The 16,222-nt window shown below is 41.3% G+C and carries 12 protein-coding genes; 1 reads left to right on the top strand and 11 read right to left on the bottom strand.

The features are described from left to right. Positions 1-234 precede the first annotated feature (234 nt). The 4 genes from WKI42_RS06120 to WKI42_RS06105 all read right to left on the bottom strand — a co-directional run bounded on the left by WKI42_RS06120 (position 235) and on the right by WKI42_RS06105 (position 8,288). Positions 235-3,801, bottom strand: a complete 3,567-nt coding sequence (locus tag WKI42_RS06120; protein ID WP_368081445.1) for a trypsin-like peptidase domain-containing protein — start codon at positions 3,799-3,801, stop codon at positions 235-237. A gap of 657 nt (positions 3,802-4,458) precedes the next feature. Further along, positions 4,459-7,404, bottom strand: a complete 2,946-nt coding sequence (locus WKI42_RS06115) for a sialidase domain-containing protein (RefSeq protein ID WP_440581618.1) — start codon at positions 7,402-7,404, stop codon at positions 4,459-4,461. A 182-nt stretch (positions 7,405-7,586) separates the two neighbouring features. Continuing rightward, complete coding sequence (locus tag WKI42_RS06110) at positions 7,587-7,772, bottom strand: YSIRK-type signal peptide-containing protein (RefSeq protein ID WP_368081444.1); 186 nt, start codon at positions 7,770-7,772, stop codon at positions 7,587-7,589. A gap of 288 nt (positions 7,773-8,060) precedes the next feature. Beyond that, entirely contained in the window at positions 8,061-8,288 is a 228-nt protein-coding gene (locus WKI42_RS06105; protein ID WP_050234264.1) for a hypothetical protein, read from the bottom strand. 293 nt (positions 8,289-8,581) lie between these two features. Between WKI42_RS06105 and WKI42_RS06100 the strand changes: the two genes are divergently transcribed. Next, the gene (locus WKI42_RS06100) at positions 8,582-8,794 is read left to right on the top strand and encodes a hypothetical protein (protein WP_368081443.1); all 213 of its coding nucleotides are present in this window, start codon (positions 8,582-8,584) and stop codon (positions 8,792-8,794) included. A 237-nt stretch (positions 8,795-9,031) separates the two neighbouring features. Here the strand turns inward: WKI42_RS06100 and WKI42_RS06095 are convergent, their stop codons facing one another. From WKI42_RS06095 to WKI42_RS11050, 7 genes are all read right to left on the bottom strand, one after another. Next, a complete protein-coding gene (locus tag WKI42_RS06095; RefSeq protein WP_368081442.1) occupies positions 9,032-10,012 on the bottom strand; it encodes an acetylxylan esterase in 981 nt (326 codons plus the stop codon). A 431-nt stretch (positions 10,013-10,443) separates the two neighbouring features. Next, positions 10,444-12,459: an ATP-dependent DNA helicase RecG gene (gene recG / locus WKI42_RS06090; protein ID WP_368081441.1), complete on the bottom strand. Its 2,016-nt coding sequence runs from the start codon at positions 12,457-12,459 to the stop codon at positions 10,444-10,446. An 18-nt stretch (positions 12,460-12,477) separates the two neighbouring features. Next, entirely contained in the window at positions 12,478-13,581 is a 1,104-nt protein-coding gene (gene alr / locus WKI42_RS06085) for an alanine racemase (protein WP_368081440.1), read from the bottom strand. After that, positions 13,571-13,933, bottom strand: a complete 363-nt coding sequence (acpS, locus tag WKI42_RS06080) for a holo-ACP synthase (RefSeq protein ID WP_173233284.1) — start codon at positions 13,931-13,933, stop codon at positions 13,571-13,573. Before acpS ends, alr begins: the two co-directional genes overlap by 11 nt. 44 nt (positions 13,934-13,977) lie before the next feature. Beyond that, a complete protein-coding gene (locus WKI42_RS06075) occupies positions 13,978-15,009 on the bottom strand; it encodes a 3-deoxy-7-phosphoheptulonate synthase (RefSeq protein WP_050091698.1) in 1,032 nt (343 codons plus the stop codon). 1 nt (position 15,010) lies between these two features. Further along, a complete protein-coding gene (locus WKI42_RS06070) occupies positions 15,011-16,042 on the bottom strand; it encodes a 3-deoxy-7-phosphoheptulonate synthase (protein WP_368081439.1) in 1,032 nt (343 codons plus the stop codon). A gap of 80 nt (positions 16,043-16,122) precedes the next feature. Next, positions 16,123-16,222, bottom strand: a 100-nt coding sequence (locus WKI42_RS11050; protein ID WP_227658808.1) for an SEC-C metal-binding domain-containing protein, incomplete at its 5' end; no start/stop codon positions are given.

Here is a 16,222-nt window from a genome sequence, read left to right as displayed (position 1 = left end):
TGCTTCTATCTATTTATTCGGAAAAGAGAGTGAAAAGAAGCGAGAAAGTTAAAAACTATTACCCCTAATCACTTGTAAAAAGATAAATCTTGCTCATATTATTTATTAAAGACTCTATTTTACAAAAAAGATCACAAAATCAACTATTTTAGAGAGTCATTAGCATTTCCTAAACTATTAATTCTAATGTTTTTTATACTACTAGCTTGCTCGTCAATAGGTCATAAAGCAAGATCAGTTGATCCATTCCCCGTCCTCGTTCACTCTATAACCGTCTGGTGTTACCGAATTGAAAAGTAGTTTCCCCGAAGCATCGATATAGTACCACTTTCCTTTATAAGAAATCCATGTATTGGATTCCATGCGACCAGATGATCCTAAGTAGTACCACGCGCCACTTGAATCTTGGAACCAGCCTACCTCCATCATGCCATTATCCTTGAGATAATACCAATTACCGTCTGTATCCTGTAACCAACCGGTTTGCATGATTCCATTCGCATCAAAATAATACCATGCATCATTTTCTTTCATCCAACCTGTTAATTCTTTCCCATTGGAATTTCTAAAATACCACTGATTATTTATCTTATGCCATCCTCTTTGTTGATTATATGTAATAACAGAATGTTCAACAGTAGAAAGTGACATGTTATCCGCTTCAACGCCAAAAACAGCTGTTAACGATGACGAACCTGTCCCGTTCGTTGTGAATTGAGCAGTGGTTTCTGGGTTAGATGATCTTTCCTGTTTGGATGGAGTCTTTATTTTACTCTCATTTCGGTGCCCTTCTACTGTCAATTTTTCTCCACCTGTAACTTTAGCCACAAAGTCTGGAACTTCTGCTCTTTCAGGGACTAGTTCTTTTGAAGATACTACAGGTTTCCCAAGGTCTCCTTGTGTTTTTTCTCCTGATACTAAAACCTCTGATTCTGAAAATCCCTCACTAAACACAGGCAACTTTTCTCTAGTCGGCGCATCTTTTGGAACTAGAGTCTCTACTTTAGTTGTAGATACCACTTCTTTTACACCCCTACGAATTACACGTTCTTGCATAGGTGTAACCTCGACTGTACGAGAATTTTCAACAATCTTTCCATCAGCTAAGACCTTATAAGTCACCGTAGTGACTTCTTTACCTACATCCCCCTCAGAAAGAACCTCCGTTTTCCCTTTCTCTAATTCTTCGGAGTCCTCAAAACGCTCTGTAATCGGAAGTTCTTTTATGACACTGTTGGGTTTAATACCTAAAGTAATCACCTTGGATTGAGGAGCTATTTTCTTCTCAGAAACCTGAGAAGATACCGCTCCTGTATACTTATCTACTTGATAAGTAGTAGTTCGAGTAATCACCCCTCCTTTACCCTCTACAACTGAACGGAAACCAAGCTCTTTTGTTTCATCTCCTTGGTAAATAGTATCAAAAGCAATCGATTCTTTTTCTACCTTTGGTTGAGTTCCTTTATACACTACTCGATAAATAAGTGGAACACCTTCTTTTTCACCCTTAGTATCCTCTGTACGCTCTTTTCCAACCTCAAGGGTACTATCACCCTCGTAAGTTGTAATAACCTCTGTTTTCGGCTCCTTTTGCGGTTTGAGAGGAAGTTCTACTTTATCTTTGTCAGACTCCAAGTTTGGTGTACTTGGTTTTTCGTCTTTTGGAGTTGAAGGAAGTTTATCCTTATCCTTCTCATCCACCAAAACTTCATCTTCCACATAGACAGGGTCTTTTGGTTTACCTGCAATATAAGAACGAACCCAATCCAGCTGCTCTTTTGATAAGACTAAACCACCACTGCGACTTCCTACAACACCGTTTTGGTGAACTCCAATTAAAGCACCTTTGTCATTATAAAGACCGCCACCAGACGCTCCGGGTTTCGTCCCTTCATAGCTAATTCCCTCTATACCTGAGCCAAAGTCAGTAGTATCTACCACTTCACTATCCAATACAGGAGACAAACGACCATCAGGGAAACCATAAACCGAAACTTTTTCACCTTTCTCTACTAAAGTTGACTCAGGAACTACTTCTACAGGAGTTAATCCTTTTACTTCTTCTTTTAATCGAACCAAAGCTAAGTCATTTTTAAATCCAAATACTGAATCTTTCTTATTCCAATAAACAATATCATCATCTGAAAAGTTCATAGAAGCACCATTTGGTAAAGTTGCTTTATATACCGTATTGGTGCGACCTGACTTCGTAACAACCTCAGAACCCTTAGTCGTTAAAAAGTTATGAGCTACAGTCAGTACCAAGTTCGGTGCAATCAAAGTACCAGACCCTGAACCATCAGGAGTTTGAATATGAGTAGTCGCATAGAAATTAGTAGAACCGTTCGGAGCTTGTAACACCTCTTTACTAGGCACAGGTAAGTTCGATTTGCCACTCAAGTCAACCTTACCAACTTCAGTTCTTGCAAAGTCAGAAGACGGTTTTGTCAAAGGACTTACAGAGTCTACTACCGCTCTTATAATTGTATTACCTAAAGCTAACTTACTGACATAGTCATCAGACCAACTTGTATCGCTTGCCAATTTGTTGACTGATACCCCATTGTAAGATACTACCTTGGCTTGGGGTGAGTTTGCAATCAACTGCTTAAAGTCTGGATTTTGTCTTAAATGAAAATTCAAACCACTTCCAACAGGACCTTCTTGAACAACCTTATCTGAAATCAAACGATTGCCTTTTGTATCTTCCACTCGAAGTAATACACGACCCTTTTCTTCTCCTTTGATTAAAGTAGCTCGACCTTTCTCATCAAAGCTATACCAAGCACCGTCAATTTCTTGCTCCAAGTCTTTTAAGGCTCTGTGATACTCATCGTAATAATATCGATTTGAACCCTCTACAAACCAACCAGTTATACCGTATTGATCAATCATAGAACGAATCCAAGCTTTGTGCTTTTCCGTAAAGATAGTACCACCGCCAATACGCTCACTTTCAGGGGCACTCGGAGTATTGGTTCCGTGCTGGTGGATACCGACCACCTCTCCCTTATCATTAAATAAAGGAGCGCCTGAAAACCCACCTAAAGCAGAGGAATGATAAGTAACCGCACCATTCTCTTTATTGATACTGCTTACAGTTGTTGAGACTGAATAAGCCTTACCATCTTTCAAGCGAACTTTGTTCTCTTCACTTAAATTCGGAGTTGAAAAGTCATTAGGATATCCGACCATAGAGATCTTATCACCCGTAGAAACCTCTTTATCACTCAACTCTCTTGGAGAATCCTCACCACCAGTCATAGCTTCGACAGGTTTTTTAGTGACAACTACGGCTAAATCGTTGCTATAGTCTTTCCCAAAATTCTTCTCATCATACAAATGAATAGAGTCTTTTTCAAGAGTTTCCGATACACCAGAAGTAGGTACTTTATTGTTCTTTTCCGTCTCTGAGTTCATCACAACATAACTACGAGCAGACTCTCCACCACGTAAGACCGCCGACTTATCCTCTTGGTTTTTATCATAGTAGTTGTGTGCTACGGTTACCATGACATTTGGCGCTACAAAGACACCACTACCAGAAGCCGTTTGTCTTCCACTTGTTCCACTATCATAAGTGGTGTAAGTCATAGCAACACCCTCAGCGGACTTCTCATGAACGCTCACATCTTTTATATCATCGCCGCCTTGAATGACATCAGCATAAACGACCCCACCACCAGTAACTGGTAAATCAGGAACCGACAATCCAATCATACTCACTAATGCCAGACATCCCACCAGCCCGTAAGCTTTTGACTTACGAAATTTTCCTAAACCCTTTAAATATAAAAACATCTTTTTCCTCACTTTAGTTTCTAATACTTATTTATCCAGATATAATAGCTTACAATCTTTTAAAATCTTCAAATAAGTGATAATTGATCAATACTCTTTAAGCCATATCAACCTTGCCGTGTATGGTTACTGACTTCGTCAGTTTCATCCGCAACCTCAAAACCGTGTTTTGAGCTGACTTCGTCAGTTTCATCTACAACCTCAAAACAGTGTTTTGGGCAGGCTACGGCTAGCTTCCTGATTTGCTCTTTGATTTTTTGAGTATAAGGACATGTTGGATTCTATGTGCTGTATTGTCAACAATACACTCTTCTTCCTGTATATCTACCAACATGATTTACAGAATTTTATTTTACTATAATTTTACCTATATTCCAAGACAAGAAATAAAATAATCGCGAACAAAAACGCATATAACCAATAACTAGCTATATGCATTTTAATACTTAAAGCGAACTGTTAAGTTGCGACTATTGGTATCCAGTCGGAAATATACAGTTTATTTACGACTAGCAAGTCATTTACTCGTCAATAAGAACTCATCTAAATTGATAGTTTTCTTAGAGTAGAAATTTCTACGAAAACTATCTAAATAAACTTTTAATCTCTATGACGGGCAAAACGTGTCTCAATTATTCATCAACATCCAAGACTCCACTAGTTGACCCACTCCCCATTGGAGTTAACTTTATAACCATCTACTATGGTATTAACCGCTAATCTTCCGCTTTCATTGACATAGTACCATTTGTCTCCAACTTGGAACCATTGATTTACCTTCATTGCACCAGATGATTCCTGATAGTACCAATGGTCTCCATCTTTTATCCAACCAGTTGCCATTGAACCGTTAGCATTGAGATAGTACCACACACCACTGGATTCAACCCAGCCAGTAGACATTGCTCCACTCTCACTCAAATAATACCATTGGTTACCATCTTTCACCCAACCAGTTGCCATCGCACCAGTAGAACTCAAGTAGTACCATTTACCCGCTTCCTGATGCCAGCCTTTCACCACTTCACCAGCAGATGTATAAAAATACCACGCACCATTTTCTTGCTTCCAACCAGTCGTTATTGGAACTTTAGTCTCAGTTTTAATAACATCTCCTACATAAGATTGGAGGTAACGAGGAGCAAAAGAAGTAAGAGGAGAATTTGCTACCATTCTATCTGAAGACCCCAAAGATAATTTATCCTTCTCTGACTTCCTTTCTGTCATCTCCTCAGATACATTTTCTCTTACTGTATTCATGGTCTCGACAGGATTTTCTTTCGCATCTTCAGGAATTCTACTACCAGCGAGTGTAACTGGTAAATCATGCATACTGTCAATTCTACCGGCCAGTAGACCTGTAATTTCTTGACCTGCATCTTCTTTATTGAAGGTGAAAAGTAGAGTTTTTTGATCTGCTTGTGTCAAGAAGGTAGCTTTGTGTCCATTCGCTAAAGTCAAAGTCGGAATAGAATTCACTAGTACCTCAGAATCAAATTGTATCGCTAAGATGCCTTGTTCTGCATCCTCTTCTTCTGTTTCCAATTTACGAACGTCCCTGATAGTTACACTCGTTGGATATACCGGATCTTTTGTTAAAAATTCCCAGTTAAATTTTCTAAATGATAGGGTATAGGCATTTTGTCCTTTTTCAGTATGTTCATACAAGATACCATACTCCCCATTTCCTAATTCTTGGAGCGAATTATAGGCAAACTCTCCTTTTTGAATTGGTCTATGATGTAACCAAGTCAAGTCTCCGTTGTCCTCTACACGAGCCAAATGAGCCATTCCATTCGTCCGTTTAGGTCCTCCTGAATTGGTTAAAATGATGTATTCTTTTCCTTCATGCATGGTGTGAATAGCAGCCATCTGAACATAAACATCTTTAACCTGATTATATCTCTTGATTTCCTTGTCCCAAGTTTGCCCACCATCTTTACTTGTGGCAACCTGTAAATCACCCGTTAATCCTCTCATAAAGAGTTTCACATCACCATTATTTAACTGCACAGCAACTGACTCAGTATTTTGGGCAGCACTATTATTCATAGTTGAGGAATGAATTTTCCTTCTGCCTACCGTCCTATCATCATTAACAGCAGCTCCAGCCTGCCATGTTTCTCCATGGTCATCTGAATAAATCAAACGAGAAGACTGGGATCCGCTTAGATGGGAGATAGCATTGGTGGTATAAGTAGGAACTAGGATACGTCCCTTGTGCTCTCCTGTTCTAAGCACAATTCCTGTACCTGGACCTGTTCCTAAAAATTTCATCCAATCTTGACGAATAGATGGTGTAATATCTCTTGGTTTCGACCAAGTCTTCCCATCATCGTCACTATAGGAGAGCCATAAATAACTAGTGTAGGCTACACGAAATGGATTTTTAGCAGACTGAGCAAAGTAAATATTACCAAGAAGCTCTGTTCCCTTATAGAGATCTCCCTTATCTCTGTAGGCTTCTTCTTTGGGATCCACTATCACACGATAGTCTGTCTTTTGATTATTGACATCATATACTTCTCCGTTTTCACGAATAGTATAAGCTTGGCTTTCCCCTTGTTTATATAATAATTGATAATATTTGTCTCCAACTTGTTGATAAGCTTTTTGAGGTTTGTTTGGCATTCCAAAGACAGCTCGACCTTCTGGAAACATATCGTAGATTGAAAAAATTCTCTTTGTAGTAGGATCTTGAACCAAGACCATATCGATATTAAGTGGAGATGGTGCCTGTGGATCTTTTGCTTCTGGATTGTCTCGCAGATTGGTCAAGGTTAAGGTTGGCTGCCAAGTAGTTCCCCCATCCTCACTTCTCCTAACGACCATAGCAATATCTCCCCAGTCAGAATGATGGAGACGACGCTGATCTGCTCCTGCCAGTAATGTTCCTTTATCCGTACGTAGCAAAGCTGGAATCCGATAACTCTTAATTCCTTCACTATTTGGCTTATCATTGACACCACTCATAAACAACTCTTGCTTTTCTGTCAAGACAGCTCCTTCAGGAAGTGACGGCTCAATATCTGTCACATCAAATAACTGGCTACGTTTTTTGACTTCCTCTGGAGTTAGAGCACGATTGTATACAGTCAGATTACGAATAGAAAGATCTGAGCCCCACTTCAGTTCTCCTGCTCTATTAGTTGCACCTAACTGAAGTTTGTCTACATCTGGCATATCTGCCAGGAATTTCCCTGACTTTTTATTCGTACGAGATAATACACCATTCACATAAAGACGAACCTGACCATCTGGTCTAGTCTGACTTGGTCTTTCAACAGTAAAAGTAACCGAATTATACTTGCCTGGTCTAATCTTCAAAGGCGCATCTGTATAACTTCCATAAAATTGACTACCATCAGCTCCACGTCCCTCTATCAAAGCTGTCCCATTATTGATTGCCATTGTAAAGTATTCATTTACTTTAGTTGTACTGGAAGCAGAAAAGAGATTGTAAAAACTAGGGCCATCAGCAGCCGGTTTGAATTCCACATGAACAGTTGCATTTTGGAGTCCCTTTACTTTCTCTAATTCATCAGACAAGTCTACTCTTTTTCCATTTGAATCATTCGTCTCTAAGTCATTTTTTTCTATCACTGTTTCGACATTTTCCAAATCGCGTGCATAGTAATCTCTTGGAATTTTTTCTTCTTGCTTATCTTCCCTTTCATGCTCTTGCTCATTGGCAGAAAGCCCAGTCTCTGAAACAGACTCTACATGCTCTGCAGGAAGAGTTATATTTTCTCCCTTCTCAGAAGGCTGGCTCTTTTCTGTATCAGTTAGGGTTGAGCTCCCCCCCCCCCCGAAAGTTGAGTTTCATTTGCCAGAGGTTGCTCAATTGCCCCTTCTTGAGCTAAAACAGGAGACATTCCAAATACCACTGCTCCTACAATCATAGAAACCGCTCCTACCGATAGTTTCCTAATGCTATAACGACACTTACGTTCGTGAACACTCCGATTCATACTGATCCTCTCTATATCTATATCCCGATTTCTGAAATAAGACATTTACTCCAGAAAATACACTTAGTTTGTCTTTTCTTAACGTTCTTTTACTACAGTTCATTTAAATGACAAAAATGAACTAAACAAACTATCTCAAATCGGTGTCAATTTTCCCCTCTCCTTTCTCCAATCAGACTCCTGCCAATCTAGTTTATCTACCAGGACACCGCTGCAATTAAACTAAAATATCTCTTTATAAGCAAATTATTGGACATCAGCTTATGCTATTTACACCATACTTCCTGCTCAATCCTTATCGAACACTTTTTCAAATAGCTTTTCGTAGGCATAAATACTTATAGAAATAATGGGAAATATAATCAAGCTCACAATCAAAATCTTATCCAGCTTAAAGGGGACAATCCCAAATAAGTGAAGAAATAAATCAATCAGAAAACTGTCGAAAAAAACTGTCAAAAGTAGTTCAACTTGTCTTTTTCTCTGCTTTTTTGTCTTGAATGCCTTAAATATCATATTATTCCCCTTTTCTAAGCTTCAATCCCTTCTCTCTATCTGTCATTTCGCATAGCTGCTACTATTTCTACAGTAATCTATCTTTAAATATACATAAAGATAAGATTCTATCACTTTTTATAAGTGTTAGCAAATTTATTATACCTCATTTCTAAAACGCTTTCAATACAGTGTGGTATAATAGATTTTAGTTTCAAGAAACTCTTTTATATAATAATGTCCTTGAAAGTAGTTTCAGCTGAACATTTATAGTCCATAAAAAGAAAACAGAGACTCATCTGTTTTTATACTCAATGAAAATCAAAGATCAAGCTAGGAAGCTAGCCGCAGACCGCTCAAAACACCGTTTTGAGGTTGTAGATGAAACTGACGAAGTCAGCTCAAAACACCGTTTTGAGGTTGTAGATGAAACTGACGAAGTCAGCTCAAAACACCGTTTTGAGGTTGTAGATGAAACTGACGAAGTCAGTAACTATATACAGCAAGGCGAAGCTGACGTGGTTTGAAGAGATTTTTGGAAAGTATTAACACCTACAGACAAGCCTGAAGATAGCAAGAACTACCCTACTCGATAGGTATCGGCTTTTGCTTTCTGAAAAAAATTATTTTAAGCAATTTGACAAAGCTAGCAACAAAAAATTCTATAAATATTTCCATGATAAAACGCATAGTATCAAGTTTTTTCAATACCTGATACTATGCGTGTTTGTGTTTTTTAAGATTTTGTGCTTAGAGTCGACTCCTTATTTTAGATATTTAAAAGGAATCTCACTACCACAGAGCCAGTTGTAAACTTGGTCATTGACAAAAACATTCATGGCTTCGTGAGCATACTCAGGCATGATGCGATAGGCCTTATCACATGTCAGACGATTGTAAATCGCAAACTGGGTAATAGGGTAGCAAACATCGTCGTCCAAGCCCGTAATCATCTTGACCTCACCCTTGATACGATGAGCAAGATTTTTCACATCGATATAGGCAAGGGTCGCCATGATGTCCTCCTCAGTTTCATGGAAGGGATCATGGAACTTGAAATAACGGAAAAGTTCGTCGTAAGCCTCGCTAGTATTACCAATCTCAAGCACTCGTCTAAAGTCTGACAAGAAGGGATAGATGGCAACTGTTTTCTGAATTCGAGGATTAAGCGCTGCTGCAACTAGAGCTAGAGCCCCTCCTTGTGAGGCACCATAACTAGAAAGTCGCTTCTCATCCACCTGAGGCAGATTGGCAATAATCTCAACCAACTGGTAAATATCCAGATAAACATCCTTATAAAAGAGGTGATCCCGACCTTCCACAGCCCCACGGATGATATGACCCTTAACCGTATTTCCAAGAGGAGAACGCAAACCGTCTTGCGAGTAACCTGACTGGCCCCGCACATCCATGGAGACAACACCGTAACCAGCTACGGTATAGGCCAGCATGTCAGCCCAGTCCAAGCCACGTCCCATATAACCATGGAAATGGAAGATTATCGGAACCTTCTCCTCACTCTTTGGAAGAACGACGCGTGCGTAGACCTTTCCTTCATTGGTTCCTTCAAATGTTAACTCATAGCACTTGACTTGAGGAATGCAGAAATCTCTTTCCTCCAACTGGTAGGCTGGAAGAGTTGAAACTTTTTTCACTTCCCCATCCCAGAAAGCATCAAAGTCTTCTGGAACCTCATCTCGCCCTCTATAAGTCTTGATTTCTTTTAACAAAGCTGGATTTTTCATAATGTGCTCCTTTTTGTAATCGCTACCATAACTGTAACATATCTAAGAAATCAATGCAAGAAAGAAGGGTAATACTCTTCGAAAATCTCTTCAAACCAGGTCAGCTTCCATCTGCAACCTCAAAACAGTGTTTTGAGTAACATACAGCTAGTTTCCTAGTTTGCTCTTTGATTTTCATTGAGTATAAATAGAAAGTGAATTTAGATTTTCTTTCTTTAACCCTACCGACTGAAAGTAGTTTTAGAAACGAAAAAAGAGCATTTCGCTCTTTCTTCTTCTATTCAATCTTAGTTTGTTGCTTCTTTCTTTTGGAAAGTGGTTGGATAATTTACTTTAATCGTTACTGTCATGTGAGAGTCCTCGTTTCTTTTTGATGACTCTAGTATAAGGGGCAAACCTGAAAGCTAGCTTAAGTTTTCCTTAGAGAAAGCTTAATCTAGGTGTTCTTTCTTCTCCAAATGAAGGGCAATCATGCGCCACTCCGGATCCTCTTGCCAAGTTTCTATCGAACTAATGTAACTAGCAACTTTTCTAGCTTCTTCTAAAATCGGAAAATCCTCGATAATATCAGCCACTTGGAACTCTGGAAGTCCTGACTGTCTGGTTCCAAAAATTTCACCAGAACCCCGCATTTTCAAATCTTCCTCCGCAAGGACAAATCCATTGGCGGTTTCTGTCATGATGCGCATGCGGTCTTTCCCAGAATCCGTCTTGGGATTGGCAACGAGAACAGCATAGGACTGCTTGTCCCCCCTACCGACACGACCTCTAAGCTGGTGAAGCTGACTGAGCCCGAAGCGATCCGCATCCATGATAATCATGACGGTCGCATTGGGAACATTAACCCCAACCTCAATAACTGTCGTCGAAACCAGAATATCAGTTTTTCTATCTTTGAAATCCTGCATAATCTGGTCTTTTTCGTCACTCTTCATCTTACCATGTAGCAGAGCAACCTCAGCCTTGCCAGCAAAATGAGCCGTCAACTCCTCAGATAAGGCAATGGCATTTTTCAAGTCCAGAGCTTCAGATTCTTCAATCAAGGGAGAGATGACATAGGCTTGAGAGCCTTTTGGGATTTCCCCCTCTAACCAAGTCAAAACCTGAGGCAGTTGTTCATGCTTGATCCAGCGCGTCACAATAGGCTTCCGCCCTGCTGGCATCTGGTCGATAATGGAAACATCCATATCGCCAAAGGCTGTGATAGCCAGCGTCCGTGGAATGGGAGTCGCCGTCATCATGAGAACGTCTGGATTGTCACCTTTTTCCCGTAAAATCCGCCTTTGCCCCACACCAAAACGGTGCTGCTCATCGATGATAATCAAGCCAAGGCGAGCATAATCCACCCCATCTTGTATCAAAGCGTGGGTTCCGATAATCAAATCAGCCTCACCCTTGGCAATGGTCTCCAAGACTTCTCTCTTTTCTGCAGCTTTCAAGGAACCTGTCAAGAGAGCCAGTTTCAAGTCGGGAAAGAGGTTCTGTAAACTCTCAAAATGCTGCTCCGCAAGGATTTCTGTTGGTACCATGAGGGCTGATTGGTAGCCAGCTGTCACCGCCGCAAACATAGCCAAGCCAGCGACTACTGTTTTCCCGCTCCCCACATCCCCTTGTAGGAGACGATTCATGTGGTGGTCGGACTTCATATCGTTTAAAATTTCCTGCAAACTTTTTTCTTGAGCTGGGGTCAGGGCAAAAGGAAGGCTTTCCTTGACTGCTGTCACCTTTTCCTGAGACCAATCTAGAACCAGACCGCTTCCCTGAACTCTATTTTCAGACTTAAGCGTCTGCAATTGCATTTGGAAATAAAAGAGTTCTTCAAACTTGATACGGCGAAGGGCCTGCTTGTATTCTGCCAAATCCTTAGGAAAATGCATGGCACGAACAGCCTGACAACGGGACAGGAGTTTGTATTTGTCCAGCAAAGACTGGGGAAGATTTTCCTCCATCAAGAGGTCCAGTCCCTGATCAAAGGCCGTTTTGATGACCTTAACCAAACTGGCCTGACTGATTCCCTGAGCCAAGCGATAGACAGGTTGGAGGTCATCTTCCACCTGAGCCAGGACCTTCATCCCAGTTAGACTAGCCTTGGCGCGGTCCCATTTTCCAAAGACAGCAAGGGTTGCTCCCAACTCTATCTTATCTGCTAGATAGGGCTGGTTAAAGAAATTCACCGCAAAAACAACTTCTCCCTGCTTGAGACTAAAGCGTAGACGATTGCGTTTGAAACCATAATACTGGACACTGGCAGGAGTCACGACTTGACCAGACAGAACTGCCTTTTCCCCGTCTTCCAGTTCCAGCACCTGCTTGGTCTTAAAATCTTCGTAACGGAAAGGAAAGTAGAGCAAGAGATCTTGCAAATTTTCAATTCCTAGTTTGGCGTATTTTTCTGCTGACTTTGGTCCCACACCAGGTAAGACATGCAAGGGTTGATGTAGATTCATGCTCCACTCCTTTCTTTTCTAATAATATTCTCTCGGAATGCGGTCGCTGAGGAGACAAACCACCTCATAGTTAATAGTCCCACGGTAGGCAGCTACCTGAGTTGCAGTGATTTCCTTGTCACCGTTGGAGCCAATCAAGGTTACCTTGGTTCCTAGCGGATAAAGCTTAGGCAGACGAATGGTAATCTGGTCCATCGAAACCCGACCGACGATTGGGCAAGCTTGGCCATCTACCAAGACAGAGAAATTCTGCATGTCTCGTGTCCATCCATCCGCATAGCCGATTGGCACGGTCGCGATAACCTGCTCGCTATCCGCCTGATAGGTAGCTCCGTAGCCCATACAAGCTCCAGCTGGAACTGTCTTGACATGAACCAGAGCAGATTCCAAGATCAAGGCTGGTTTCAAGTCATAAGGCAAGTCCAAAACCTCTCCACTTGGATTGAGACCATACATAGCATCTCCCATACGGACCGCATTGAAAATAGTCTCTGCATGCCAAAGAGTCGTTGCTGAGTTGCTAGCATGAACTAAGTCTAGAAGACCTTTCATACTAGCTAAAATAGTTTTAAACCGTTCTAACTGGACATTAAAGTAGTCATCTGATTCCTCGTCTGCAGTAGCAAAGTGGGTAAAAATCCCTTCAACACGAGCACCATGTTGTCTGAGCAAGTCTTGAGCCTGATTAGTTTCACTGGCCTCTCTAAAACCAATCCGTCCCATGCCTGAGTCAATCTTGAGGTGGACTGTCAATCCAGCTAGGTCTTCTTCTCTAGTTAAGAGCGCTTGAAGCCACTCCAGTCCAGCAACCGTCAAGGTGATGTCGTATTCTTTAGCTAGAGCAACAGCTTCGATGTCAGAAACTCCTAAAATAAGGATTTTCTTGCTAAGCCCAGCCTGTCTGAGTTCAATGGCTTCATCGATATTCGAAACGCAAAAACCATCAACATCATCTTGAATCGCCTTGGCAACGGCAACAGCTCCATGACCATAGGCATTGGCCTTGACCACAGCCCACTTAAGCGTTCCTTGAGGGATATGAGCTCCCATTTGCTGAATATTTTGTCGAATAGCTCCCAGATGAATCAGAGCCTTGGTTGGTCTATGCGGACTAGCTTTCATGATTTTCCTCCAAAATGACACTGGCTGTCACAAACTGATCGGTGTGGCTGATAGACAGCCAAATCTTTCCTAAAAATGGTGACTGACTAAAATAAGGCGCCCCGCGTTCATTATTCAAGACTTCCAAATCCTGAAAACTGAGTTTTCCAATACCCGTTCCCATGGCCTTGGAAAAGGCCTCCTTAGCCGACCAGCGACCAGCTAAATATTCGATTTGCCTGCGCCCTTTGAGACTGGTGAAGCGCTCCATTTCCTTAGCGGTCAGCACGCGCTTAGCAAAACCTTCATGTCGTGTAACTGCGCTTTCTATCGAAGCTAATTCTTCGATGTCAATTCCGTGTCCAACTATCATTCTCATCAAAAGGAGTTGAGATTCCCCAACTCCATCCTTTTCACTTATTTTGTCAAGGTAGCATAAATCTCTTCTACCAAGGCCTCTGTATTTTCCCAACCCAAGCAAGGATCGGTAATAGAGCAACCAAAGACCTCTGGTTGGTTTTGACGACCATCTGCTAGGTAAGATTCAATCATAAATCCTCGAACCGTCTTTTTAATCTTCTCATTCCAATCACGATTTTGCAAGGTCTGGCGAACAATTCGAATCTGCTCCATATATTGCTTGCCTGAGTTATCATGGTTGGTATCAATGAGGATAAAGGGATTTTCAAGTCCCATTGTTTCATAGCGTTCAATGGCTTGGAGTAGGTTTTCATAGTAGTAATTCGGCATATAATTGCCATACTCGTTGACTGCTCCACGGAGGATGACATGGGACAAGGGATTTCCTGAAGTCTCAACTTCCTGCCCATGATAAAGGAAGGTTTGCTTGTTTTGAGCAGCATAGATGGCGTTAAACATAACACCCAAATTTCCTGAGGTTGGATTTTTCATCCCTACTGGTGCATCAATCCCTGAAGCCACAAAGCGGTGCTCTTGGTCTTCCACAGAACGAGCTCCAACGGCATGGTAGCTGACCAAGTCATCCACCAAGATCAGATTTGACGGATAAAGCATCTCATCTGCCGTTGTCAAACCAGTCTCTGTAATCACGCGGTAGTGCAACTGGCGCACAGCCTGCAAGCCGTTAATCAGGCTTGGAGCCTTAGAAGTATCTGGCTGGTGCACCAATCCCTTATAGCCGTCTCCATTGGTACGAGGTTTAGCAGTATAGACACGCATAACCATGAAAATCTTGTCCGCTACCTTCTTTTGCAAGGCGGATAAACGGCGAGCATATTCCAAGACCGCTTCTTCATTATCAGAAGAGCAAGGACCAATCACCAAAAGGATACGGTCATCTTCCCCTGAAATGATGTCTGCCAATTCCCTGTCACGGCTTTCCTTGAGTCTCAAGGCTTCCGCAGACAATTGGGTTTCAGCCTTGATGACTTCCATATCAATTTCTTGACCTTTTTCAATAAATGCCATCTTATTCTCCTAACGTTTTGTAAATTTCTCTGACAAGGGTTTCTGTATTTTCCCAGCCAAGGCAAGGGTCTGTGATAGACTTGCCAAATACTTCTGGCTCATTTTGTCGACCATCTTCCAGATAAGACTCAATCATAAAACCACGAACGAACTGCTTGATTTTTTCATTCCAAGCACGGTTAATCAAGGTCTGGCGGACAATTCGGATTTGTTCCATATACTGCTTGCCAGAATTGTCATGATTGGTATCAATGATGATAAAAGGATTTTCCAAGCCCATTTTCTCATACTGGGCAATGGTGTCAATTAAATTGTCATAATAGTAGTTGGGAATATTTTTTCCATACTCATTAAGAGCACCACGAAGAATAGCGTGCGAAAGCGGGTTCCCTGTTGTTTCCACTTCTTTTCCTAGGAAAAGGAAACTTTGTTTGTTTTGAGCAGCATAAATCCCATTAAACATAACATTGAGATTTCCAGAGGTTGGATTTTTAAACCCAGTCGAAAATCCTGCCCCACTTGCCACAAAGCGGTGTTGCTGGTCTTCAACTGAACGGGCACCGACAGCCATGTATGAAATCAAATCATCTACAAGCGGAAGATTTTCAGGATAAAGCATTTCATCAGCTGTTGTCATGCCTGTCTCTGTGATGACACGATAGTGAAGATGGCGCACAGCTTTGATTCCGTTGATGAGGCTAGGCGCTTCTGTCGCATTAGGCTGGTGAATCAAGCCCTTGTATCCATCTCCATTAGTACGAGGTTTAGCAGTATAAACACGCATAACCATAAAGATACGGTCTGCTACTTCTTCTTGCAAGGCTGCCAAACGCTTAGCGTACTCAAGGACAGCTTCTTCATTGTCAGATGAGCATGGCCCGATTACCAAGAGAATTCGCTGGTCTTCTCCACGTATAATGGATTCTAGCTCTTGATCACGCTGTGATTTTCTCTCCAAAGCTTGGCCTTCTAGTTTTGATAAGGCACGAACTTCTTCAATATTGATTTTAGGACTTTTTGCTGTAAATACCATAACTCATCTCCTTATAAAGCAAACGGATACCAAGTAAAAATTTACTTTTCACAAGGTATCCGCCTCTAAACTATCTCATTTTATTGTCTTTTTCCGTGACAGTTTTTAAACTTCTTACCAGAACCACATGGGCAAAGTTCATTGCGTCCAATCTGGCTCAAATCCAAATCTTCTGGCATA

Source organism: Streptococcus pseudopneumoniae, assembly GCF_038148935.1.
GTDB classification, from domain to species: Bacteria; Bacillota; Bacilli; order Lactobacillales; family Streptococcaceae; genus Streptococcus; species Streptococcus pseudopneumoniae_U.
Note: the sequence above shows the minus strand (reverse complement) of the source record. Positions and strands in the feature narration are given on the sequence as shown.

Bases quoted from the DNA above. Each gene is read 5' to 3' on its own strand.
- WKI42_RS06120 (WP_368081445.1), bottom strand. From the start codon at position 3,801: ATGTTTTTATATTTAAAGGGTTTAGGAAAATTTCGTAAGTCAAAAGCT.
- WKI42_RS06110 (WP_368081444.1), bottom strand. From the start codon at position 7,772: ATGAATCGGAGTGTTCACGAACGTAAGTGTCGTTATAGCATTAGGAAA.
- WKI42_RS06105 (WP_050234264.1), bottom strand. From the start codon at position 8,288: ATGATATTTAAGGCATTCAAGACAAAAAAGCAGAGAAAAAGACAAGTT.
- WKI42_RS06100 (WP_368081443.1), top strand. From the start codon at position 8,582: ATGAAAATCAAAGATCAAGCTAGGAAGCTAGCCGCAGACCGCTCAAAA.
- WKI42_RS06095 (WP_368081442.1), bottom strand. From the start codon at position 10,012: ATGAAAAATCCAGCTTTGTTAAAAGAAATCAAGACTTATAGAGGGCGA.
- recG (WP_368081441.1), bottom strand. From the start codon at position 12,459: ATGAATCTACATCAACCCTTGCATGTCTTACCTGGTGTGGGACCAAAG.
- alr (WP_368081440.1), bottom strand. From the start codon at position 13,581: ATGAAAGCTAGTCCGCATAGACCAACCAAGGCTCTGATTCATCTGGGA.
- acpS (WP_173233284.1), bottom strand. From the start codon at position 13,933: ATGATAGTTGGACACGGAATTGACATCGAAGAATTAGCTTCGATAGAA.
- WKI42_RS06075 (WP_050091698.1), bottom strand. From the start codon at position 15,009: ATGGCATTTATTGAAAAAGGTCAAGAAATTGATATGGAAGTCATCAAG.
- WKI42_RS06070 (WP_368081439.1), bottom strand. From the start codon at position 16,042: ATGGTATTTACAGCAAAAAGTCCTAAAATCAATATTGAAGAAGTTCGT.